A 21,185-nucleotide genomic window follows, 5' to 3' on the forward strand; every position below is an offset into this window, starting at 1 on the left:
GAGCTGCTGCTCCTTTGTTCGATTTGACTCCATCATATCATAATAGGACAAAAATTGATGAGGATAAGTAATTTACTTCGCCGGGGGAGAACCGGAAAATGAGGGGGAAGGCTAACTCATATTCAGGGGAGGTACCCGATACGATGTTCTGGACGGAGGAGAAATTAAACGCACGGATTCGCGAGCTGGAGGGGTATCGATACCGCGATGCCCGGCCGATCGAGGCGTTTCGCGCTCAAGTGGATGAGGAAGGGCGCATCGGCGCCAGACCGCCCAAGGAGGGGCCGTGGTCCACAATGCAGACAGGAGAACGCTGGGAAGGCCGCGATCTTTATTTATGGCTGGAGACGGACGTCGAGCTTCCGGCCGAATGGAAAGGGCGCAAGATCGTTGGCGTGTTTGACTTCGGCAAAACGGGAGGCGGAAACAACTCCGGGTTTGAATCACTTCTGTATGTTAACGGCGAACCGTTCCAAGGCGTGGATATGAATCACCAGGAGGTATTTTTCCCGGACGAGGCTTCCGGTACGAAGGTGAAGCTGCAGTTCCGCTTATGGTCCGGTCTGGAGGGCGGCGGGAAACCGCAGGTACAGGAGCACCGGATCAAGCGGGCGGAGATCGCGTGGCTGGACGGAACGGTGGACCGTTTGTACTATACGGCCCGTGCGGTCATGCAGACGGTGGAGGTATTGCCGGCGAACGCGCCAGAGCGGACGGATTTGTTGACGGCGCTGGATCGCGCTTTCCTGCGAATCGATTGGTCCTATCCGGGATCGGAGGCGTTTTATGCGTCGCTGACGGAAGCGGAGGAGCAATTAACCCAGGCGGTGGCGGGAATGAAGAAAACGTCGCCGGTGACGGTGCAATGCATCGGGCATACGCATATCGATGTCGCCTGGTTGTGGCGGCTGAAGCATACACGGGAAAAAGCAGCCCGCAGCTTCAGCACCGTACTGCGACTGATGGAGATGTTCCCGGAATACGTGTTCCTGCAAACGCAGCCGCAGCTATACGAATATCTGAAGCAGGATTACCCGGAGCTCTATGAACAGATCAAGGAACGGGTCAAAGAAGGACGCTGGGAAGCGGCCGGCGGCATGTGGCTGGAGGCGGACTGCAATTTGACGAGCGGGGAATCGCTGGTGCGGCAGCTGCTGTATGGGACGCGGTTTTTGCGCGAGGAATTTGGCCAGGAATGCACCTATCTGTGGCTGCCGGACGTCTTTGGCTACAGCTGGGCCTTGCCGCAGATTTTACGCAAGTCGGGTATTCACACGTTCATGACAACAAAAATCAGCTGGAACCAGTACAACCGCATGCCGCATGATACGTTTTGGTGGCGCGGCATCGACGGCAGTGAGGTGCTGACCCACTTCATCACCACGCCGCAGGACGGAAATTTCTGGTGGTACACCTACAACGGGCAGATCGAGGCGTCCAGCGTGCAAGGCATCTGGGAGGCCTACCGCGATAAAGAAGTGAACAAGAAGCTCTTGCTCTCTTACGGATACGGCGATGGCGGCGGCGGCGTAAACCGCGAGCACTTGGAGCTGCGTCGGCGCCTCGACGAGATGCCGGGTCTGCCGCGTGTGACGACCGGAAGGGCGGACGATTTTTTTGCGAAGCTGCATGAGACAGTGGAAGCAGCGGATCGTTACGTCCATACGTGGGACGGCGAGTTGTACCTGGAGTACCACCGGGGAACCTATACCAGCCAGGCGTACAATAAAAAAATGAACCGGAAGCTGGAGCTGCTGTCCCGGGACGCCGAATGGCTGCTTAGCTTGCAGGCGTTGCTTGCGGGCTGCGGAAACTGGGAGGCCTATCCGAAGGCCAAGCTGGACGAAAGCTGGAAAACGATCCTGCGCAACCAGTTCCATGACATCATCCCGGGCTCGTCCATTCCAGAGGTATACCGCGATTCCAAGGAGGAGTATGCCCAAGCTGAATCGCTGCTGGAGTCGTGCCGGGAGCAGGCCATTCAAGCCTTGACGAGCGATGCGGGGGATACGTATACCGTGTGGAATCCGTCCTCTTGGCCGTTTACCGGACTGGTTGCCTTGGAAGGTCAAGACACAGACACGGGAACACAGTGGATTCAAGCGGATGGGCAAGAGCTGCAATCCGAATTCGACGGGACGACCGTGTGGGTACGCGTGGAGAACGTGCCGCCGCTTGGCTTTGTAACGATCCAACGTAAGAAGGACGGGCAAGCAAATAACGCGGTGACAAGCGAACCGTTTAAAGCGCGGCCAAACGGGATCGAAACTCCGATTTATAACATTGAGTGGAACGACCGCGGGCAGCTGATCTCCATCTTCGACCGCGTCGCTGGCCGTGAAGTGCTGGCTTCCGGCGAACGGGGCAACGTGCTGCAGGTGTTTGAGGATAAGCCCAAAATGTTTGAGGCTTGGGACATCGATGTGTTCTATCAGGAGAAGCAGCGCGAGGTTGAGCAACTCCAAGAATGCAAGGTCGTTACCGGTACGCTGCGGGCTGTCGTCACATTTACCTGGACGTACATGAGCTCGACGATTCGCCAGCAGATGATTCTGTATGCCGATAACCGGCGGATCGATTTCCGGACTTGGGTGGATTGGCAGGAACGTCAGCAGCTGCTGAAGGTTGCTTTTCCAGTGGACATTCGGGCGACGGAAGCGACTTACGACATTCAGTATGGCAACGTGAAGCGCCCAACGCATTGGAACACGTCGTGGGATTTCGCCCGCTTCGAAACGGTCGGGCATCAATGGGTGGATTTGTCGGAGCGCGGCTATGGGGTTAGTCTGCTGAATGATTGCAAGTACGGGCATGACATTAAGGATCATGTGATACGCCTGTCGCTGCTGAAATCGGCAACGTACCCAGACCCGCAGGCGGATCGCGGCGAGCATGAATTTACGTATGCGCTGTATCCGCATGAGGGGGATTGGTCCGAAGGCGGTACCGTGCAGGCGGCAGCGCTCCTGAATCAACCGGTATACGCTACGCCAGGTACGGCTCATACTCCGTCGTTTTCCTTGCTCCAAACGAGCGGCAGTGCGGATGTCGTCATCGATGCGGTGAAAAAAGCGGAAGACGACGATAGCGTGATCGTCCGTTTCCATGAATATAAGGGCGGCCGGGGCCGCGTCCGGTTACACGTCGGAGTGCCCGTGGCGTCCTGGCAGGAAACCGACCTGATGGAACGTCCGGCCGGAGAGCTGTCCTCCGCAGATACGATTGAGCTGACAGTGACGCCTTATGAAATCAAGACGATTCGTCTTCAGTTGAAATAAAGATGGGCGAAACGGGCGCCTCCTCAGTTGTCGGAAGTGGGGGCGCCTGTTAGCGTTTCAATATCGTTGGAACCATAGAAAAATAAAACCACCAGAATAATGATCACAATCCATTCGGAAAAACCTTCGCCGTCAAATTGACCCATGTGGCAAACCCCCGTAATCGTAATTAAGTTCAAAGCGTACAATCTCCATTTGGCGTCCGCTGAAATGAACAGGCATTTGGAGCAACTCCGGCTTACGACAACGAACGCCAGCATTAGGAGGAACTGTCCGCTTTTTTCTTCATGGCATTAATGATGTCGTTGATGGTGAGATCCCCGTTTTCATTGAGGAAATTCAGCAGTTTATCGGCGTTCGCGTCGCTGCTGATCGTTTTGTACTCGCCAACCAAGGAGACGAACATGGTCGCGTTTCGGTATAACTGGACGGAATCCACGCGTAGTTTGCCGGAGAGCAGCAGCGCAGCTACGGTGTATTCCGGGGTTTTAGGCCGGAAGCCGCCTTTTTTGCCGTTCTTCTTGCTGGAAGACGAGGACTTGTTCTTTCCGGCTGAGTTCATGGCTTTACCTTCCTTAACTTGATGGAGTCCAGTTGCTTGTCATGGGGAACAGGTCGAACCGATCCCGAAATCGATCCTAAATCGATTCCTAGGAGTGCCCTGTTATTTATGCTATGCAACCGCGCGGGGTTGGTGTAGACGAAGAGATGCAAACGATCCACCTATTCCACCATCTGGACGGGATTGACAATCCAGGCAGGGACCGGTAGAGTAATAATTGAATTGCATAGGAAATCCACTAGGGGCGCCGTCATCGGCTGAGACAAGAGATCATCTTGGACCCTTTGAACCTGATCTAGTTCATACTAGCGTAGGAAAGTGGAGCCGGCCCCAAGTGACATGCGCTTAGGCTGCCATGAGTATATCGGTATGCCTAGGGTTCATCCAGCCGCTCCCTCTACGGAGCGGCTTTTTTGCGTGCTCTGGCAGCTCGGTTTGCCGTTGTCCTCTCAGAGGATTTCCTTGCCAAAATTTGTGGAGGTGGAGAAGTTGGGATTTTCTCAAGAGTTGCGTAGGCAGGCGGACGGAATTTATCAAGCGATATTTGATCATCCCTTTGTCAGAGGTATTGCGGAAGGCCGGTTACAGAAAGAACAGCTCATTCATTACGTCAAGCAAGATTTTGAGTATCTGAATGCTTACATGCGAATTTACGGGATCGCGATTTCCAAGTGCCAGACCCGCGAGGAGATTGCGTTGTTCAATCAACAGATCGATTTCATTTTAAACAGTGAGATTCATCCGCATCACAATTTTTGCCGGGTGGCCGGGGTGAAATTTGAAGATTTGCAAGGCTTTCCGCTAGCCCCTTCGGCTCATCATTATATCCGTCATATGCTGACGGTGGCCCACGAAGGAAGTTTGGGAGAAATATACGCCGTGCTCCTGCCTTGTCCGTGGACTTATCTGGAGATTGGCAAGAAGCTGTTGGAGGAAGTGCAGCCGACGCCGGAGCATCCGTACTATGAGTGGATCACTTTCTACGGTCAACGGGCAGGAGGCGTCACAGAGAAGTTCATGCGGGCGTTGGACCAATGGGCGGAAACCGCCAATGCGGCGGAGCGTCAACGCATGACCGAGCATTTTTTGCAGAGCTGCCAGCTCGAATATCTCTTCTGGGATATGGCGTATCGGTTGGAAGATTGGCCGGTTGCGGTGCCGGTGCTTCAGCTGTAACTCCGCGCCGATTCGCTATCCATCCATGCCCAAAGCCAAATGATCGAAAGAGAGGTTGAACTTATATGAGTTTGCTGGAAAAAGAGCTATCCGAAGTGCTGCAAAAGGTGCAAAATACGAAACCGCTCGTTCATAACATCACGAACGTGGTTGTCACGAATTTTACGGCGAACGGCTTATACGCGCTTGGCGCGTCGCCGGTCATGGCGTATGCGCCGGAGGAGGTGGCCGATATGGCCAAGATCGCCGGCGCGCTTGTCCTTAACATCGGCACGTTGTCGACGCCGCAGGTGGAGGCGATGATCCTTGCCGGCCAGTCGGCGAACGCTCACGGCGTGCCGGTGCTGCTTGACCCGGTGGGCGCGGGAGCTACCGCCTTCCGGACCGAGTCGGCGCTGAGCATCCTGCGCGAGGTGAAGGTGTCGCTCGTGCGCGGCAACGCGGCGGAGATCGCCCATCTCGTCGGGGAATCCCGCGAGATCAAGGGCGTCGACGCCGGCGACACCGCGAGCGCCGAGGCGGCCGAGCTCGCGGTGCGGGCCGCGCGGGCGCTGAACACGGTCGTGGCGATCACCGGCCGTGAAGATGTCATCACCGACGGGCTGCAGTGCCGGATCGTGAGCGGCGGCGACGCGCTGCTCACCCAGGTGACCGGCACGGGCTGCCTGCTGACGTCGGTGTTGGGGGCTTTCGCCGCGGTGGAGCGCGATCTGCTGCTGGCCGGCACCGCCGGGCTGGCGTTCTATGGCGCTGCCGCGTCCCGCGCCGCCGAGCGGACGGCTTCGGCCGGCCCGGGCAGCTTCCAGATCGCGTTCCTCGACGAGCTGGCGAAGCTGCACCCGCACTCGCTCAAAGGGCACGCGGCAGTGCGTGAATTTCAGGCGACCGGAGCCGGCGGATGGTGGGTCGGATGAGCCAGATCGCTAGAGCCTTAACGATTGCCGGGTCGGACAGCGGCGGCGGGGCTGGCATCCAGGCCGACCTGAAAACGTTCCAGGAGCTGGGTGTATTCGGGATGTCGGCGATCACCGCCGTGACGGTTCAGAACACGCTGGGCGTGTCCAACGTCTATCCGCTGCCTCCGGAAGCTGCGGCAGAGCAAATCGATGCGGTTGGCTCCGACCTCGGCGTAGATGCGCTAAAGACCGGAATGCTGTTCAGCGCCGAAATCATTGGGGCGGTGGCCGCGCAAATCCGCGCGTTCGGCTGGAACCGGGTCGTTGTCGACCCGGTGATGATCGCCAAAGGCGGAGCTTCCTTGCTCCAGACGGAAGCGGTGCAGGCGTTGCGCTCGCAGCTGCTGCCGCTGGCGTACATCGTAACGCCGAACCTTCCAGAAGCGGAGGTGCTGTCCGGCCTGTCCATCCGCAGCATGGAGGACCGCCGCGAGGCAGCAAAACGGATCTGTGCTTACGGGGCGCAGCAGGTCGTCATCAAAGGAGGGCATGATGCCGCTGCCGGCGAGCAGGTCGTGGATTTGTATTATGACGGCGCGACCTTCAGTGAACTGGTGGAGCGGCGGATCCCTACGTCACAAACGCACGGCACAGGCTGCACGTTCTCGGCCGCTTTGACGGCAGAGCTTGCTAAAGGAACACCGGCCTTCGAGGCGGTGCGAACCGCGCGAGCCTTCATTCAGGCGGCGATTGAGCATGAGCTTGGATTGGGGCAAGGGCACGGCCCGACCAACCATTTTGCCTATCGCCGGCTGCAAGGAGCGTCCCGATGAGCGGCGGGGGCGGAAGCGGGCGGATTGCGGCGGATTGGATGCGCAAGCTGCTGCGCACGTATCTGGTCCTTGGCAGCCCGAACTGCCGCGATCATCCGCTCCGCGTATTGGAGGCGGCGTTGGACGGCGGCGTGACGCTGGTGCAGTTCCGCGAGAAAGGACCGGGAGCGCTCACCGGGGAGCCGCTGCGGGCGCTTGCCGTCCAACTGCTGGCCGCATGCCGCCGGCGGGGCGTGCCGTTCCTCGTCAATGACGACGTGGAACTGGCCCTTGCGATCGGTGCCGACGGCGTTCACGTCGGCCAGGAGGACGAGGCGGCCGCGCAGGTCCGCGCCCGGATCGGCGACCGCATTCTCGGCGTCTCCGCGCACACGTTCGCCGAGGCGGAGGCCGCCGTGCGGCATGGCGCCGATTACCTCGGCATCGGGCCGATCTACCCCACGGCCTCGAAGGCGGACGCCAAAGCGCCGCAAGGGCCGGCGATTCTCCGCGAGCTTCGCGACCGCGGGATCACCTTGCCGCTGGTTGGCATCGGCGGCATTACGGCCGAAACAGCCGGCGACGTGATTCGCGCCGGTGCCGATGGCGTTGCCGTGATCTCCGCCATAACCTTGGCGGATGACGTCCGCCAAGCCGCTGCGCAGTTATACGCGACAACGGATGCCGGCACAAGCACAACTTGAGAGCTTCATCATATACGCAATACGCAGACCAGACCCTTGCCCCAGGCAAGGGTCTGGGAATTTGTGGATCATATGGTAAAGGGGATTCGTATTAATTTCGCTTTTGTCATGAATAATGCGTGAACGCATATTTTTTTAATTCCTACTCCTATGGTATAATATCCTCAATGTTTGGCAATGCTGTTAATTTGCTGTCTTGTTGGTATGATATTTTTTAGTTTATGTTACATAGATCACCGCAACTTTTTCGCCCCTGTTCGGTAATAATTTAGGAAAGAATCGAACGGGAAGATGGCCCATGGAAGCGCGAGGAGGATCGCACCTAAATGACGGATTCCCAAATGATTCGCGAAATTAAGGAAGGTAACACGGAACTGTACTCGGAGCTGATGCGAAGGTATCAGCGGAAGATTCTAGCTTTCGTGTATCACATGTTAAAGAGCGCTCATTTAGAGCTGCTTGCTGAAGATTTATGCTCGGAAACGTTCTATAAAGCATTTCGCAGCTTGCATTCCTTTAGAGAGCTGGATGCTTCTTTCTCAACCTGGTTGTATACGATTGCCCGTAACACGGTGCTCAGCGAGCTCCGCAAGCAACGAAACGGTAACGTCCCCTTGGAGGAAAGCGGGATTATTCCCGTAGCCCCAAGCGAAGTCGCCCCGGAGCAAGCGGTATTGCGGAACGAGAAAGTGGGCATGGTGAGAGAAGCAATCAACAATTTGCCGGAGAAGCAAAGGTCAGCTTTGATCTTGCGTGAATACGATCAATTGGATTACCAGGAGATCGCAAACATACTGGGACAAAGCGTCAGCGCCGTGAAGTCGCTATTGTTCCGGGCGCGCAGCAGTGTAAAGAGTCAGCTTGAACCCTACTTTTATGAACCCATCTACGAGCATTACGAAGGGATGAAAAGCAGATGAATTGTAAAGAGGCCCAAGAATTGTTCGGATTGTTACGGGACTTGCCCGAACAACACCCACAGCGGCTAATGCTGGAACAGCATCTTTTGGGCTGCGAGTCTTGCGCGGGCGAATACCAACAATGGGAAGAATGCCTGGACATGCTGCAGTACATACCGATCGAAGTGACAGAAGAGCAAGCGGAAGCGGTCAACCGGCGAGTGATGGACCGGATTTATGCCGAATCGCCTTGGCTGGCTCCCGATGTGAAGCGCGGCGTGACCCGTCGTATTCGGCGGCGGGTGGTGATTTGGGCCGCCAGCTTCCTTGCGATCTTCGTCTTTAGTTTTGGATTCCTGCTGATGGATCATTTTACGACGGACCAGAAAAGTGCCGAGCCGACGACCGGGATTCTCCCGGCCGCCGTTGTGGTAGCGGGATCGGAGTCGGATACGTATGAGGATTTCTCAATCGCCTTAACTAGCGTCTCGCGTGGGATTGTAGAGCCTTTTGCGGTACAAATGGGTCCGGCCTATCCGCAATATTGGATGTACCTGTCCATGGGCGGTATGCTGCTGGCACTCTTTTCCTGGAAAGGGCTGCGCCGAACCAAAAGATAAACTTGGGTCCTAACGCTTCTCCCGCTTTCGGAGCGGGCGGGGCGTTTTTACATCTAAAGGGGGATGATTATGCTCGTTGGGTTGATTCGCCATGGACTTACCGATTGGAACGCAATCGGAAGAATTCAAGGACAAAGCGATATTCCGTTAAACGATGAGGGACGGCGTCAAGCCGAGCTGCTGGGCAGAAGATTGAAGGAGGAAAACGAATACCGCTGGGATTTCGTCCTGACGAGCACGTTGTCACGGGCGCGGGAGACCGGTTCGATCATCGCCGATGCGCTCGGGATTCCGCTATACGATCCGGATCCACGGTTGATGGAACGGTCGTTTGGCAAGGTTGAGGGGCTGACGCTAACAGAAAGGGAAGCCTTATGGGGAAAAGATTGGGATCGCCATGAACTCGGGCAGGAGAAGGATGAGGAGATTCGTCAGCGGGCCTTGTCTTTTATGACCGATTTGGCGGAGCGTTACCCGTCGAATAACATCCTGGTCGTTACCCACGGCGGCCTGTTGGCTCAGTTATACATTGCCTTGTATCAGGAGAGATGCCAGGAGCGCATCGGCAACTTATCGCTCACCATTCTGGAGAAAAACGAGCAATCCTGGGACCTGCGGCTTTATAATTGTACGCGTCATCTGCAGGAAAGCGTCCAGGAACCGAAGTAAATCGGCTTAGGCCGGTTTCTTTTTTTGCCTATTTCATGGAATAATTTTGCTTTCAGGGAATAAACGCCGGAAAACCTTCCCATAATGGGATTAAAACGGCGAGGCGGTAAAACTATGAATCTTGCGGATATGCTCACTTATGCCGATATCGGACAACTTAGCAGAATAGCGGATCATTACCGCTGTGAATGCAACGGGCACTCGAAGCATGAACTGATTCAATCCATCCTGCAGACAGTAGGGCGCCGTGATTTTATCGAGCGCTATATCGGCAGCATGAGTATGGAGGATTTGCGCTTCCTGAACACCCTGCTGTTTGATGGTCGTCGTCAGTTCAGCCTGGAGGAATTGGTTGCCTGTGCACAGGGCTCGCGGTTTACGGAAGATGCGAAGGAACGGGAAAGTCCGCGGGAGATGATCACCCGCTTTCGCCAGCAGGGTTGGCTGTTTAATGGCACCACCCAGCAAACTCGCTATCTGTTTGAGGTTCCGGAGGACTTGAAGCAGCGTTTCCGCGAAGCACTGGAACGCCGGTTTCTTGCCGAGGTGAAGGCGGCCGCCGCCGAACCGCCGATGTACCGGGAGGAGCCGGAGATGTTGTCCGCCGACCTGCTGCTCTTCCTGCAATACGTTTCCCGGCATGACATCCCGCTGAATAGCGAAGGGGTCATGTATCGGAGAAACCAGTCGCAGATCATGGAATCACTGCACGTCTCCGAGGGGCTGGTTGGCAAAGGGTGGCGTTTCGGGTATGGCCGCCGTTTTAAGGATTATCCCAACCGGTTTGCGCTGCTCTACGACTATGCCTATCATTTCCGTCTCATTCAAGAGAACAACCATCGACTGGAATTGACGGATACGGGAGTGGTCTGCCTGACGGAGGAACGCAAGGAGCCGATGATCCAGTTCGTCCGCTTTTGGTTAAGATTATATAAAGGACCTATACCCAATTTGCTGTCTCTCGTCTACTGGATTGTCTGCTGTTCGAAAGAATGGGTGACGGTCTCCTCGCTGTTCGAACGAGTAGAGCCGCTGATCAAGCCGTTCTTCTACGACTCTCCGGCTTCGATTTTTGAAGAGCGGATCCTGCAGATGATGCTTCATCTCGGGATGGTGCGCTTCGGAGAAGACGAGCAGCGCGAACGATATGTGCAGGCTTCCCCGTTCGGGAAACAAGCGGTTCAGCAAATCCATAAGGGCTAGGCCGGGATCCGCGAATGCCGCTAGGCACAGACATATTCATGAGAATGGGGGCAAACGTCTCCCATATCGGCGAAGATATCGGTGAATATCTTTAAGTATGAGCAGGTTGTGAAGTGACGGAATCTACGAGATGTGTGACGGTATGGAAAAGAATATCTATGTAACGATGGTTTGGAGGTGCATCCTATGGATCAGATGAAGGTTACTTATGAAGCAATGCTTGGATTGGCGGCGGAAATGATATGGGACGAAGCGCTCCGGAAGCATCGCTCGGAACAGATCTACAACGAGATTGACACCGCCTTGGCGAATGGCGACGAGGTTGCCTTCCGGCTCCTGACGGATGAACTGAAAACACTAGAAGAACGCTAAAAGCAAACCGCCCTATCTGTTCACAAGAATACGAACGGATGGGACGGTTTTTTTGTGAGGAGATGAAGGATGGATTTGTCAAGGATCCCTGTTTATAATGGGAAGACATTGATCGAAGAAGGGGATGCAACATGAAATTTAGTGAAATTGAAGCTTCCGCCTGGGAAGAGCTGCGCCCATACCTGGATACCTGCTTGATTCCGGTAACGGGATTATCCGGACAAGAACGCCCGTATGAAGTCACCAAAAAGTTGGAAAGGCTGAGAGATGTCCTCGATTGGGTGGAAATCCCTTTCAAGGGAAGGGTCGTTACGTACCCGTCATACCAATACCAGACGCCGGATATGGCGCAGACCCTAAATGATTTGTGCCGAAATGTCAAGAGCAGCGGATTTAAGTACGCTGTGGTCATCTCAGCTGATTTTGAATGGGGAGATGCGGGGCTTCCAGAGGCGGATTTAATCGTGACGCCAGGCCGTTTTGCGGCGGATTCGAAGGAGGGAGCTGCGGCACGAGTGAAGGCGGCAGTACAAGAAATGTGGCAAGGCAAATAGCGATGATGATTGTGACAAAATATCGACAATTTCAAGTGGGACAAGCTTTTTGCGGGTCAAAAAAATGTGTCAAATTCTTGACGCTCTTAAAACGCTAATATATTATTAATATGTCTTACGCGATGTTGTGATAATTATCATTGAAACGCACGGAAACAATTGCTTGACAAGGGGGGTTGAAGACATATGAGCAATCAGCATGACCAGCAGGAATCCTCGCACAAACCGCCTATTCGCAAAGAGATGTCCCGTCGGCAATTTCTTACATATACGCTAGGGGGCGCCACAGCATTCATGGTGGGTGGGGTGACGCTTCCTATGGTTCGTTTTGCGGTTGATCCGATTTTGCACAAGAAAGGCGAAGGTACCTTCGTTAAAGTTGTGGAAGTGAGTAAGATTACCAGCGAACCACAGGAATTTTCGTTCGAGCTCAAGCAGCAAGACGGTTGGTACTTAAGTACAGCTTCCCTGACGGCTTGGATTCGCAAAGACGAAAGCGGCAAAATTTATGCGCTTTCACCGATCTGTAAACATTTGGGATGTACGGTCGGTTGGAATAACGACAAGAATTTCCCGAATGAATACCATTGCCCTTGCCACGGTGCGCATTACACCAAGGAAGGCAAGCAGTTGGCGGTGGCGTCGAAGCCGCTGGATGAGTACAAGGTTATGATTAAGGACGACTGGGTTTATCTGGGGGATATCATCCCGAACACCATCGTGAAATAAGGAGGCGTAGATTCGGATGTTTAAAAATGTATACAACTGGATTGACGAACGTCTTGATATCACGCCGATTTGGCGCGATGTGGCCGATCACGAGGTTCCGGAGCACGTGAACCCAGCGCATCACTTCTCCGCGTTTGTGTATTGCTTCGGCGGCTTGACGTTTTTTATTACGGTGATCCAGATCTTATCGGGGATGTTCCTGACCATGTATTACGTTCCCGATATTATTAACGCTTATGCCAGTGTAGAATACCTGCAGACCCAGGTCGCTTTTGGCCAGATTGTCCGCGGGATGCACCACTGGGGAGCAAGCTTGGTTATCGTTATGATGTTTCTACATACGCTTCGCGTTTTCTTTACCGGTTCCTACAAGGCACCACGCGAAATGAACTGGGTAGTCGGCATGCTGATTTTCTTCGTCATGATCGGTCTCGGTTTGACGGGTTACCTGCTGCCATGGGATAACAAAGCTTATTTCGCAACAAAGGTAACGTTGGAAATCGCCAACTCCGTACCGGTGTTGGGTCCGGTTATTAAGGAACTGCTGCAAGGTGGATCGATTGTAGGGGCAGAAACGTTAACTCGCTTCTTTGCCATTCACGTGTTCTTCCTGCCTGCAGTATTGCTGATCCTCTTGGTGGGTCACTTTATCATGATCCGCAGACAAGGGATTTCCGGTCCTCTATAAGAAGCGTGGGGCAAAGCTGATTCTAATGAATTAAATTAAGTTTCGAATGACCTCTATAAGAGAAGGGGGGCAAAAAGGACATGGCTCATCATGACAATTCGAAGGAAAAGGTCGTATACGTCGGCGATTCCCGCGTCCGTAAGGGGAAGGGCTTTATTACGCCTCCGGATTATACGGCGTATCCCGGCAAGTCGGAAGCGTTCATTCCTAACTTTTTGCTGAAGGAATGGATGGTTGGCGTCGTTGTGCTCGTTGGATTCCTGGTGCTGACGATTTCGGAACCGGCTCCGCTGGGCTTCCCGGCCAATCCGACGGCTTCGGTTATCCCGATGCCGGACTGGTACTTCCTGTTCCTGTACCAATATCTGAAATATCCATATGCCTCCGGCGATTACGTCGTGCTTGGTACGATGGGGATTCCGGCTGTGATGTTCGGCGGCTTGCTGCTCGCGCCGTTCTTGGATCGGGGCAAGGAGCGCCGCTTCTATAAGCGTCCGATCGCATCGGCGCTGATGTTTCTTTCGATCGCTGCTGTCGTTTACTTGACGAACTTTGCTTGGACGCATTACCAGAAAGAACTTCAAGCGACAGGTCAAGTACCGGAACATATTCAGCGGGAAGAACAAGCTCGCGAGAATCGGGAGAAGGGCTTACCCACGTCGAATGCGAACCGTCAGGAAGAGGTCGCGATCGTGGATAAGGACGACCCAGCCATGGAAGTATACAAGAAAGCGACCTGCGTATCGTGCCATGGGGCTGACCTGAAAGGGGCGGCTGGACCATCGCTTCGCGGCGTTGGTGACAAGCATGATAAGGAAGCAATCCTTTCGATTATTAAAGAAGGATACAATGGCAAGATGCCTGCAATGTATGATACTGCGATTAGCGCAGGCTTGACGGATCAAGACATCGACCACTTGGCTGAATGGCTTGCGAAACAAAAAGCAGAACAGTAAAATAAGTAGTAATCTAAAAACCTGATCGTATTGCGATCAGGTTTTTTTAAGCTGTGGTGCTATTTTCGTGGAAAAAGAGGGAGATCGCGCTTGAAACTATCGGATCTGTGGAGCAAGTCTTTTTTATCTTCCCGCTTCATTCTTTGGGCATTGTTCGTATGTAATCTATTGGGGACGGTTTACGGCTATATTTGGTATGATGCGCAGCTGCTAGACACCTGGCGGAACCATCCGCATTGGCAAATCGTGTTCGTTCCGGACAGCCCGACGGCCAGCTTATTCTTTACGTTAAGCTTGCTGTTTTTGTTGTTCCCGGCGACATTGGCGAAATATTACCGCCTCCGAACCCTGATCGAGGGGCTGGCGGTCGTGACGAGTGTGAAATACGGGGTGTGGGCCGTGACGATGATTTTTGCCGGGGCGTATCAGGGCGGGGAGCTGGTGTGGCAGGACTGGATGCTGGTCGCCTCCCATTTGGCGATGGCCGTAGAGGCGATGCTGTTTGTCCGATTGTATAAGTTTGGGACGTTGATGCTGCTTGGGGCCGGTGCCTGGACCCTGCTAAACGATACGGTGGATTATACCTATGAGGTCTATCCCTGGTTACCGGAGACGTTGTGGGATGACGTGTCCGAAGTGGCGATCTTTACCGTCCTCTTGACGGTGGCGAGCATTGCCGCCGGCTGGCTGGCGCTGAAGCAGGCCAAACGCGCCTGAGAGCGGGGTTCTAACGTAGGACAGCCTGCCATACCATGATGGTAGGGAGGGGATGTCCGTGAGAAGAACTTGGTTGAAAGGAGCGGTAGCCGTACTTGCTTTGCTTGCCGCCATGCTGCTATGGAATTCGGTGGTATTCGCTCAGCCGGAGAAGAACGGGACTGAGAGCACGCCAGCAACGTTGAAGGCGGTGGCGCCAGCGATGTCCGAACAGGAACGCAGCGAGCGGCTAAAGCAGCTTGAGTTGGCATCGGAACGGCTATATGAGCATATGCAGCAGGGAAGTACCCAAGAAGCATTGGCTGACATGGAGGCGTTAATTAACGCGCTGGAGGGGGTATCCTTTAAGGGGTTAACCTCGGTGGAGGGCATCCATGCCTTGGCGGAAACGATTATGGACACCAAAGAGACGTTAGTTAAGGTGGATATTCAGCCTGAAGCGTGGGCGCAATCCTCGGCCCGACTGCGGCTGGCGGTCAATAGCCTGCTGCATCCAGATAAGGCCTTATGGCAGCAATATTATAAAGTCATGTCCGATAATTTGCAGCAGATGAAACAGGCGCGTGCAGGCGGAAAACCTGCGGAGCTTCGTAAGGCGTTCCAAGCGTTGCAGGATCATTACGATGTCGTCCGCCCGGCCGCAGTGATTCGTCGCCCGGCCTCAGAGATCAACCGCTTTGAGTCGTGGCTGTCGTATACGGGAGGGCTAAGCAGTGCACCAACCTGGGATGAAACGGCTCTGAAAGGGGCCATCGAGCAAGGAGAAGGCGCATTAAAAGCATTGTTTGGCCGCCGGGGAGACGAGCCCGTATTCCTGCCGGTCACCGGCGTAGACAGCCCGTGGTATTGGAGCGCTCTGATCGGGCTTTGGATCGTGCTTGCCTTGACCTATACGGGAATCCGGAAGTATCGCGCTGACCAAGCCGTAACTGCCGTACGAGCGCAGCGCCGGGCGGAAGAGATGAATCGGTACCGGCTTTAAGCCGTGAATCACACAAAAAGCTTAAGAGGCAGGGATGACCTTAACCCTCTTAAGCTTTTTTGCAGGTTTATGTTTATGTGCCTTTAATCTTCCTTGAACCCTTCCCCGTGTACATCGTGGACGTCATTGATGATGATAAATGCCCGCGGATCCACGGATTTGGCGATCGATTGCAACCGCCGACTTTCCTGCCTCGACACGACGCAGTAGGCCATATGCTTCGCTTGCTTGGAGTAAGCCCCAATGGCCGGAATCAGTGTGACGCCACGATCCATCTCCTTCGTAATGATATCGGCAATCGCGGGGGCATGGTCGCTGATGATCGTAAACGCCTTGGCGGAGTACGCACCCTCTTGAATAAAATCGATCACTTTCGAGGCGATAAATACGGCCACAAGCGTGTACAAAATATTTTCCTTCCTAATATAGAAGAGCGATAACCCGATAATGATGATGTCCAGCGTCAGGATGACCTGCCCCATACTAAACCCGTACTTGCGGCCAAGAATCCGCGCCACGATATCCGATCCTCCGGTTGTGCCGCCGAAACGGAAGACGATGCCAAGTCCTGCCCCCAGCGTCACCCCTGCATACAACGAGACGAGGATATAGTCCGTCTGCGTCTCGAACGGCAAAATCCAACCCTCATCAATCATCCGTTCAAACAGCCACAGGAAGAGCGTTAATGAGCCGATGCCGACTCCGGTCCAAAGAATGGACCGTCCGCCGAGGATCTTCCAGCCGATCAGAAACAAAGGGATATTTAACATGAGGTTGGACAGCGAAGGTGAAATGCCAAACGCATAGTTCAGCAGCAGCGTCACGCCTGTAACCCCGCCTTCCATCAGTTGGTTGGGCAGGATAAAATAAAGAAGGCCAAACGCATAAATCGCCGTACCCAGCATGATGGGCAGCAGCGTTTTTAGAAATCCGGTTAATTTGCTCAAAGCCATGAAAAAACCTCACCTGTCCCCAGCGTAATTTATGTTATGTAGCTTACTACCGCCAATTGGATAGATCTTCCTATCCTAGTATACCTTTTTCCGCGCCGATTAAAAAAGGATTTGTTTTCGTCACCTACTTACGATAACATAGGGGAAAACGGGACATAAAGCGGAGGGATTGGCACTTGGATAGGAACAATGAGAAATCTCTCGCGGAAATGCAGCGCGAAGTAGACCGTTATATTTCGCAGTTTAAAGAAGGCTATTTCAGCCCGCTGACGATGCTCGCTCGAATGGCGGAGGAAGTAGGCGAGCTGGCCCGCGAGGTGAACCATACCTTTGGTGAGAAGCCAAAGAAGAAGGATGAACCGGAAAATTCGATCGAGCTGGAATTGGGCGATATCCTGTTTATTACCATATGCTTTGCCAATTCGCTTGGGATTAATCTCACCGAGGCCCATGATAAGGTGATGCATAAGTTTGCGACCCGGGATGCGGATCGATGGACGAAAAAGGACACCGAATAGGGTCATCCTTCATATGCTGTTAGCATGATCATCCCTACAGTAAAGGGGGATAGCATATGAAGGCGGAGGATTATTTACAACGAGCTTACCGCAGCATCTATGAAAACGACTTTGCGCAGGCGATGCACTGGTTCGAGCGAGCGCTGGACGTCCAGCCGGATCACGCGGACATCCATTATCGCTACTCGATTACCTGCGCCCGGAGCGGGCAGCTGGATAAGGCGCTGCAACACGCGCGTCTGGCTGCGGCCTTGGAGCCTGAGCAGGACGAATATAAGCTGCATTGCGATCGTTTGCAGTCCATGGAACTGACGCAAATGGCCAGACGGCAGCTGGAGGCGACCGGCGCCAAGCGGAAAGCGGCAGCCGAGCCGGCAGCCCGCATGTTAAAGCGTGCGGTCGAGCTTGATCCGTTGTCGTTGGATGCGCAGGTTTGGCTGGCGATCGCCTACGGCGAGCTGGAATGCTACGACCTTGCGCTGCAGGCGGTTCGCAATGCATCGGCCCTTCCTTTGGACGCCGGTGCAGCAGGTCAGCTGAAAGAGCTGGAGCAGCGATTGAAGCAGCAAATGAAGCAATCATCCTAGTAGAGAATGTGAGGAGATCGAGATGTCGGAACCGATTAAAGTCGCCGTGGCGGGCGCCGCAGGCAGAATGGGCAGAGAAGTCGTTAAAATGGTGCTCCAGGACCCGGAGCTTCAGCTGGTTGCCGCTGTGAATTTATCAAATGAAGGCATCGATGCCGGAACGCTGGTTGGCCTTCCGGCTTGCGGCGTGCCGATAACCACGAATTTAGAAGAGGCGCTGCGGGAGACGAGCCCGCGAGTGCTTGTAGACTTTACGACACCGCAGTATGCTTATACGAACACCGAACTCGCGATTCGGTACGGCGTTTCGCCGGTTGTAGGGACGACCGGGTTTACGCCGGAGCAAATCGAAGAACTGGACAAGCTGTGCCACGCCCAGGGGATCGGTGGTTTGATCGCTCCGAACTTCTCCATCGGGGCGATTCTGATGATGCGTTTTGCGGCACAGGCGGCGAAATATTTTCCGCATCTGGAAATCATCGAATACCACGGCGACCAGAAGCTGGATGCCCCTTCAGGGACAGCGGTGAAGACGGCTGAGCTGATCGCGCAGAACCGGAAGGAGCTTCGTCAGGGCAACCCGAATGAGGAAGAGACGATTGAAGGCGCACGCGGCGGTTATTATAACGGTTTTCGGATACATAGCGTCCGGTTACCGGGCGTATTTGCACAGCAGGAAGTTGTGTTTGGCGGTTTTGGCCAGACGCTGAAGATTCGTCATGATTCGTATGAGCGTGCCGGTTACATGCCGGGCGTGAATTTGGCCATTAAGAAAGTGATTGACTGCAAGGGCATGATTTACGGGTTCGACCATTTCATGGATGAATAAAGGGGATAAGGCATATGTTAAACATCGCATTTATAGCTCATGACCGTAAGAAAGAAGATATCGTTAATTTCGTCATCGCCTACGAGCATGTATTCAAAGATAAGCGGCTTTATTCCACGGGGACGACCGGAAGGCAAATCATGGAAAATACTTCGCTAAAAATACACCGGTTCCTGTCGGGACCGCTCGGCGGGGATCAGCAAATCGGTGCGTTAATTGCCCAGAACGAGATGGATCTGGTCATCTTCCTGCGCGACCCGTTGATGGCACAGCCCCATGAACCGGACATCACCGCACTGCTGCGCTTGTGCGACGTACACGGGATTCCAGTAGCAACGAATATGGCCACCGCCGAAATTTTGGTACGTGCCTTGGATCGCGGCGACTTCGGTTGGCGCGAACTGGTGGAACAGAATAAACCGGGGTTGACAAAATGAACGGCTTACTGGATATCTTAATCTTTGGGGCACATGCGGACGATGCCGAAATCGGCATGGCCGGCACGATCGCCAAGCATATTGCCGCGGGGTACCGCGTGGGCATTTGCGATTTGACCGAAGCCGAGCTGTCCTCCAATGGCAATCCGGTGCTGCGTAAGCAGGAAGCCGAGGCGGCAGCCGATGTGCTCGGATTAGCCGCTCGCATCAATTTGGGGCTTCCTGACCGTGGGTTAACCGGGTCGGCGGAGCAGCTGGCTGCGGTAACCGAGGTGATTCGTCAGTATGCACCGCGGGTGGTTTTTGCCCCGTATTGGGAGGATCGCCACCCCGATCATATCGATTGCAGCAAGTTGGTGGAGGCTGCGGTCTTCAACGCCAAGCTGCGTCGGTACATGCCGGACAAGCCGGCGGTCGCTGCGCCTGAGCTTTATTTTTATTTCATTAATGATTGGGTGACGCCTGATCTGATCGTCGATGTGAGCGCAACCTACGAGCAGAAGGAGCGGGCGCTCCGGTGCTACCGTTCTCAATTCGAGGCCGGTTCGCCGGGCGAAGACATTGCCTTAACCCCGCTGAATCAGGGATATGTGGAACGGGTCAAAGCCCGCGACTCGCTGATTGGTCAGCGTGCCTTGATTCCTTTCGCAGAAGGGTTTATGACGAAAACCGCATATCAGGTTAATCTATTTGGCTCCCATCGCACATAAGCTGAAAGAGGGAACAAACAACAAAGGAGGCCCCCACCATATGGAACCATTTTTGAAAATTGGCATCACATGTTATCCATCCTTGGGCGGTTCGGGGGTTGTGGCCACCGAGCTCGGGAAGCTGCTGGCGGAGAAGGGCCACGAAGTCCATTTTATTTCGCATAGCGTTCCTTTTCGCTTAGGGAGTTACCATAAAAACATTTTTTACCACGAAGTTGAAGTCAGCGATTACTACGTGTTCCGGTATCCGCCTTATGATTTGTCCTTAGCCACCAAAATGGCTACGGTAGCCAAAGAGCAAGGACTGGATATTCTGCATGTTCATTATGCGGTGCCACACGCGGTTTGCGCGTTTCTCGCCAAGCAGATGGTGGGAGACTCGCTTAAGGTCGTGACAACGCTGCATGGGACCGATATCACCGTATTGGCGCAGGACGAATCGCTCAAGGACTTGATTCGGTTGGCGATTAATGAAAGTGACGCTGTAACCTCGGTGTCCCGCGATTTGATGCGGGAAACCCGCGAGGTCCTCGACATCACGCGGGATATCGACTTGACGTATAACTTTGTTGACGAGCGGGTGTATTACCCGCGCGACGCCAAGAGCTGCCGGATGAATTTTGCCGCTCCCGGCGAGAAAGTGCTGATGCATATCTCCAACTTCCGGCCGGTGAAGCGGGTGAGTGATGTGGTGGATATTTTCCATCAAGTCAACCGGGAAGTTTCGTCGAAACTGTTGTTTGTCGGTGAAGGACCGGAATTGCCCAAGATCCAATGCAAAATCAAGGAGCTGGGCCTGGCCGACCGGGTGCATTTCCTCGGAAAACAGGACGATATCGCTCATGTGATTTCCATGGCGGACGTCTTGCTGCTGCCTTCGGAGAAGGAAAGCTTTGGCCTGGTCGCCCTGGAGGCGATGGCTTGCGGAGTGCCGACCATCGGCTCAATTGCAGGCGGGATTCCGGAGCTGGTGAAGCACGGGGAGACCGGTTTCCTGGCGCCGATCGGCGATACGAAGCAGATGGCAGAGTACTGCATCTCGCTGCTGAAGAACCCGGAGCTGGCTGAGCGGATGCGTGAAGCCTGTTTAACCCGGGCCAAAACCGAGTTCAGCAGCGATAAAATGATGGCAGCATACGAAGAAATTTATTACCGTGTGCTAAATGTTCCAATGCCAACGTTAAATCCGGCGTGCGGTTGATGGGACCGGACGATGATTAAGCGAATTCGCAGCATGTTAACGGCGCAGGGCTGGAGAGCCCTGCGCTTGCTGTGCCGATTTTTTGTCTATGCTTGTATTGATTGGAAGGGAGGTGTCCGCAATCGAAAAACAT

25 protein-coding genes and 1 riboswitch are annotated in these 21,185 nt (G+C 54.3%); of the genes, 22 read left to right on the plus strand and 3 right to left on the minus strand.

Features of this window, described 5'->3' with window-relative positions; translation table 11 throughout:
* Positions 1-143: 143 nt before the first annotated feature.
* Positions 144-3,278 carry an alpha-mannosidase gene (locus ACL02P_RS04815; protein WP_412836885.1) on the plus strand — a complete coding sequence of 1,045 codons (3,135 nt, stop codon included), beginning with the start codon at positions 144-146 and terminating at the stop codon, positions 3,276-3,278.
* Between the two features lie 23 nt (positions 3,279-3,301).
* On the opposite strand, the gene ACL02P_RS04820 is transcribed toward ACL02P_RS04815, so the two are convergent.
* Both ACL02P_RS04820 and ACL02P_RS04825 read right to left on the minus strand, forming a co-directional pair.
* Entirely contained in the window at positions 3,302-3,424 is a 123-nt protein-coding gene (locus tag ACL02P_RS04820) for a hypothetical protein (RefSeq protein ID WP_260071681.1), read from the minus strand.
* Positions 3,425-3,537: 113 nt separating this feature from the next.
* Positions 3,538-3,840 carry a hypothetical protein gene (locus ACL02P_RS04825; protein ID WP_260071695.1) on the minus strand — a complete coding sequence of 101 codons (303 nt, stop codon included), beginning with the start codon at positions 3,838-3,840 and terminating at the stop codon, positions 3,538-3,540.
* Positions 3,841-4,070: 230 nt separating this feature from the next.
* A riboswitch (TPP riboswitch) is annotated at positions 4,071-4,174 on the plus strand.
* A 155-nt stretch (positions 4,175-4,329) separates the two neighbouring features.
* Between ACL02P_RS04825 and tenA the strand changes: the two genes are divergently transcribed.
* The 15 genes from tenA (at position 4,330) to ACL02P_RS04900 (ending at position 15,817) form a co-directional block, all read left to right on the plus strand.
* Positions 4,330-5,016, plus strand: coding sequence for a thiaminase II (tenA, locus tag ACL02P_RS04830; RefSeq protein ID WP_036646632.1), 687 nt, complete (start codon positions 4,330-4,332; stop codon positions 5,014-5,016).
* 65 nt (positions 5,017-5,081) lie between these two features.
* The gene (gene thiM, locus ACL02P_RS04835; RefSeq protein ID WP_260071996.1) at positions 5,082-5,930 is read left to right on the plus strand and encodes a hydroxyethylthiazole kinase; all 849 of its coding nucleotides are present in this window, start codon (positions 5,082-5,084) and stop codon (positions 5,928-5,930) included.
* Positions 5,927-6,745 carry a bifunctional hydroxymethylpyrimidine kinase/phosphomethylpyrimidine kinase gene (gene thiD, locus ACL02P_RS04840; RefSeq protein ID WP_009227000.1) on the plus strand — a complete coding sequence of 273 codons (819 nt, stop codon included), beginning with the start codon at positions 5,927-5,929 and terminating at the stop codon, positions 6,743-6,745. The genes thiM and thiD overlap by 4 nt, the downstream gene beginning before the upstream one ends.
* A gap of 38 nt (positions 6,746-6,783) precedes the next feature.
* Positions 6,784-7,428, plus strand: a complete 645-nt coding sequence (gene thiE / locus ACL02P_RS04845) for a thiamine phosphate synthase (protein ID WP_269724348.1) — start codon at positions 6,784-6,786, stop codon at positions 7,426-7,428.
* 326 nt (positions 7,429-7,754) lie between these two features.
* Positions 7,755-8,348 carry an RNA polymerase sigma factor gene (locus ACL02P_RS04850; protein WP_009226998.1) on the plus strand — a complete coding sequence of 198 codons (594 nt, stop codon included), beginning with the start codon at positions 7,755-7,757 and terminating at the stop codon, positions 8,346-8,348.
* Positions 8,345-8,947, plus strand: a complete 603-nt coding sequence (locus ACL02P_RS04855) for an anti-sigma factor family protein (protein WP_009226997.1) — start codon at positions 8,345-8,347, stop codon at positions 8,945-8,947. Before ACL02P_RS04850 ends, ACL02P_RS04855 begins: the two co-directional genes overlap by 4 nt.
* Before the next feature lie 69 nt (positions 8,948-9,016).
* A complete protein-coding gene (locus tag ACL02P_RS04860; protein ID WP_009226996.1) occupies positions 9,017-9,616 on the plus strand; it encodes a histidine phosphatase family protein in 600 nt (199 codons plus the stop codon).
* A 114-nt stretch (positions 9,617-9,730) separates the two neighbouring features.
* Entirely contained in the window at positions 9,731-10,819 is a 1,089-nt protein-coding gene (locus ACL02P_RS04865; RefSeq protein WP_009226995.1) for a hypothetical protein, read from the plus strand.
* 186 nt (positions 10,820-11,005) lie between these two features.
* Positions 11,006-11,191, plus strand: coding sequence for an IDEAL domain-containing protein (locus tag ACL02P_RS04870; RefSeq protein ID WP_009226994.1), 186 nt, complete (start codon positions 11,006-11,008; stop codon positions 11,189-11,191).
* Between the two features lie 131 nt (positions 11,192-11,322).
* A complete protein-coding gene (locus ACL02P_RS04875) occupies positions 11,323-11,745 on the plus strand; it encodes a DUF2487 family protein (protein ID WP_009226993.1) in 423 nt (140 codons plus the stop codon).
* Between the two features lie 186 nt (positions 11,746-11,931).
* A complete protein-coding gene (locus tag ACL02P_RS04880) occupies positions 11,932-12,474 on the plus strand; it encodes a ubiquinol-cytochrome c reductase iron-sulfur subunit (protein ID WP_009226992.1) in 543 nt (180 codons plus the stop codon).
* 16 nt (positions 12,475-12,490) lie between these two features.
* Complete coding sequence (gene qcrB / locus ACL02P_RS04885) at positions 12,491-13,162, plus strand: menaquinol-cytochrome c reductase cytochrome b subunit (RefSeq protein ID WP_009226991.1); 672 nt, start codon at positions 12,491-12,493, stop codon at positions 13,160-13,162.
* Positions 13,163-13,242: 80 nt separating this feature from the next.
* Positions 13,243-14,118 (plus strand): menaquinol-cytochrome c reductase cytochrome b/c subunit, encoded by an 876-nt coding sequence (locus ACL02P_RS04890; protein WP_009226990.1) that lies wholly within the window; start codon positions 13,243-13,245, stop codon positions 14,116-14,118.
* Between the two features lie 90 nt (positions 14,119-14,208).
* Positions 14,209-14,835 carry a DUF1405 domain-containing protein gene (locus ACL02P_RS04895; RefSeq protein ID WP_412836886.1) on the plus strand — a complete coding sequence of 209 codons (627 nt, stop codon included), beginning with the start codon at positions 14,209-14,211 and terminating at the stop codon, positions 14,833-14,835.
* Between the two features lie 58 nt (positions 14,836-14,893).
* Positions 14,894-15,817 carry a sporulation protein YpjB gene (locus tag ACL02P_RS04900; RefSeq protein ID WP_412836887.1) on the plus strand — a complete coding sequence of 308 codons (924 nt, stop codon included), beginning with the start codon at positions 14,894-14,896 and terminating at the stop codon, positions 15,815-15,817.
* 83 nt (positions 15,818-15,900) lie between these two features.
* On the opposite strand, the gene ACL02P_RS04905 is transcribed toward ACL02P_RS04900, so the two are convergent.
* Entirely contained in the window at positions 15,901-16,770 is an 870-nt protein-coding gene (locus tag ACL02P_RS04905) for a YitT family protein (protein WP_009226987.1), read from the minus strand.
* A 209-nt stretch (positions 16,771-16,979) separates the two neighbouring features.
* Between ACL02P_RS04905 and ACL02P_RS04910 the strand changes: the two genes are divergently transcribed.
* From ACL02P_RS04910 to bshA, 6 genes are read left to right on the plus strand one after another with little or no spacing between them, the layout of a single operon-like run.
* Positions 16,980-17,288 (plus strand): nucleotide pyrophosphohydrolase, encoded by a 309-nt coding sequence (locus ACL02P_RS04910; RefSeq protein WP_036646645.1) that lies wholly within the window; start codon positions 16,980-16,982, stop codon positions 17,286-17,288.
* Between the two features lie 56 nt (positions 17,289-17,344).
* Positions 17,345-17,875 (plus strand): tetratricopeptide repeat protein, encoded by a 531-nt coding sequence (locus ACL02P_RS04915; protein WP_009226985.1) that lies wholly within the window; start codon positions 17,345-17,347, stop codon positions 17,873-17,875.
* Between the two features lie 22 nt (positions 17,876-17,897).
* Positions 17,898-18,704: a 4-hydroxy-tetrahydrodipicolinate reductase gene (dapB, locus tag ACL02P_RS04920; RefSeq protein ID WP_009226984.1), complete on the plus strand. Its 807-nt coding sequence runs from the start codon at positions 17,898-17,900 to the stop codon at positions 18,702-18,704.
* 14 nt (positions 18,705-18,718) lie between these two features.
* Complete coding sequence (mgsA, locus tag ACL02P_RS04925) at positions 18,719-19,141, plus strand: methylglyoxal synthase (protein ID WP_009226983.1); 423 nt, start codon at positions 18,719-18,721, stop codon at positions 19,139-19,141.
* A complete protein-coding gene (gene bshB1 / locus ACL02P_RS04930; protein ID WP_009226982.1) occupies positions 19,138-19,851 on the plus strand; it encodes a bacillithiol biosynthesis deacetylase BshB1 in 714 nt (237 codons plus the stop codon). The genes mgsA and bshB1 overlap by 4 nt, the downstream gene beginning before the upstream one ends.
* Before the next feature lie 40 nt (positions 19,852-19,891).
* Positions 19,892-21,052: an N-acetyl-alpha-D-glucosaminyl L-malate synthase BshA gene (gene bshA, locus ACL02P_RS04935; RefSeq protein WP_009226981.1), complete on the plus strand. Its 1,161-nt coding sequence runs from the start codon at positions 19,892-19,894 to the stop codon at positions 21,050-21,052.
* The last annotated feature ends 133 nt before the right edge of the window (positions 21,053-21,185 follow it).

Origin of the sequence: Paenibacillus sp. MB22_1 (genome assembly GCF_047200555.1) — a bacterium.
GTDB classification, from domain to species: Bacteria; Bacillota; Bacilli; order Paenibacillales; family Paenibacillaceae; genus Fontibacillus; species Fontibacillus phoenicis.

Coding starts and splice junctions, on each gene's coding strand:
- ACL02P_RS04815 (WP_412836885.1), top strand. CDS start 144: ATGTTCTGGACGGAGGAGAAATTAAACGCACGGATTCGCGAGCTGGAG.
- ACL02P_RS04820 (WP_260071681.1), bottom strand. CDS start 3,424: ATGGGTCAATTTGACGGCGAAGGTTTTTCCGAATGGATTGTGATCATT.
- ACL02P_RS04825 (WP_260071695.1), bottom strand. CDS start 3,840: ATGAACTCAGCCGGAAAGAACAAGTCCTCGTCTTCCAGCAAGAAGAAC.
- thiM (WP_260071996.1), top strand. CDS start 5,082: ATGAGTTTGCTGGAAAAAGAGCTATCCGAAGTGCTGCAAAAGGTGCAA.
- thiD (WP_009227000.1), top strand. CDS start 5,927: ATGAGCCAGATCGCTAGAGCCTTAACGATTGCCGGGTCGGACAGCGGC.
- thiE (WP_269724348.1), top strand. CDS start 6,784: ATGCGCAAGCTGCTGCGCACGTATCTGGTCCTTGGCAGCCCGAACTGC.
- ACL02P_RS04850 (WP_009226998.1), top strand. CDS start 7,755: ATGACGGATTCCCAAATGATTCGCGAAATTAAGGAAGGTAACACGGAA.
- ACL02P_RS04855 (WP_009226997.1), top strand. CDS start 8,345: ATGAATTGTAAAGAGGCCCAAGAATTGTTCGGATTGTTACGGGACTTG.
- ACL02P_RS04860 (WP_009226996.1), top strand. CDS start 9,017: ATGCTCGTTGGGTTGATTCGCCATGGACTTACCGATTGGAACGCAATC.
- ACL02P_RS04865 (WP_009226995.1), top strand. CDS start 9,731: ATGAATCTTGCGGATATGCTCACTTATGCCGATATCGGACAACTTAGC.
- ACL02P_RS04870 (WP_009226994.1), top strand. CDS start 11,006: ATGGATCAGATGAAGGTTACTTATGAAGCAATGCTTGGATTGGCGGCG.
- ACL02P_RS04875 (WP_009226993.1), top strand. CDS start 11,323: ATGAAATTTAGTGAAATTGAAGCTTCCGCCTGGGAAGAGCTGCGCCCA.
- ACL02P_RS04880 (WP_009226992.1), top strand. CDS start 11,932: ATGAGCAATCAGCATGACCAGCAGGAATCCTCGCACAAACCGCCTATT.
- qcrB (WP_009226991.1), top strand. CDS start 12,491: ATGTTTAAAAATGTATACAACTGGATTGACGAACGTCTTGATATCACG.
- ACL02P_RS04890 (WP_009226990.1), top strand. CDS start 13,243: ATGGCTCATCATGACAATTCGAAGGAAAAGGTCGTATACGTCGGCGAT.
- ACL02P_RS04905 (WP_009226987.1), bottom strand. CDS start 16,770: ATGGCTTTGAGCAAATTAACCGGATTTCTAAAAACGCTGCTGCCCATC.
- ACL02P_RS04910 (WP_036646645.1), top strand. CDS start 16,980: ATGCAGCGCGAAGTAGACCGTTATATTTCGCAGTTTAAAGAAGGCTAT.
- ACL02P_RS04915 (WP_009226985.1), top strand. CDS start 17,345: ATGAAGGCGGAGGATTATTTACAACGAGCTTACCGCAGCATCTATGAA.
- dapB (WP_009226984.1), top strand. CDS start 17,898: ATGTCGGAACCGATTAAAGTCGCCGTGGCGGGCGCCGCAGGCAGAATG.
- mgsA (WP_009226983.1), top strand. CDS start 18,719: ATGTTAAACATCGCATTTATAGCTCATGACCGTAAGAAAGAAGATATC.
- bshB1 (WP_009226982.1), top strand. CDS start 19,138: ATGAACGGCTTACTGGATATCTTAATCTTTGGGGCACATGCGGACGAT.
- bshA (WP_009226981.1), top strand. CDS start 19,892: ATGGAACCATTTTTGAAAATTGGCATCACATGTTATCCATCCTTGGGC.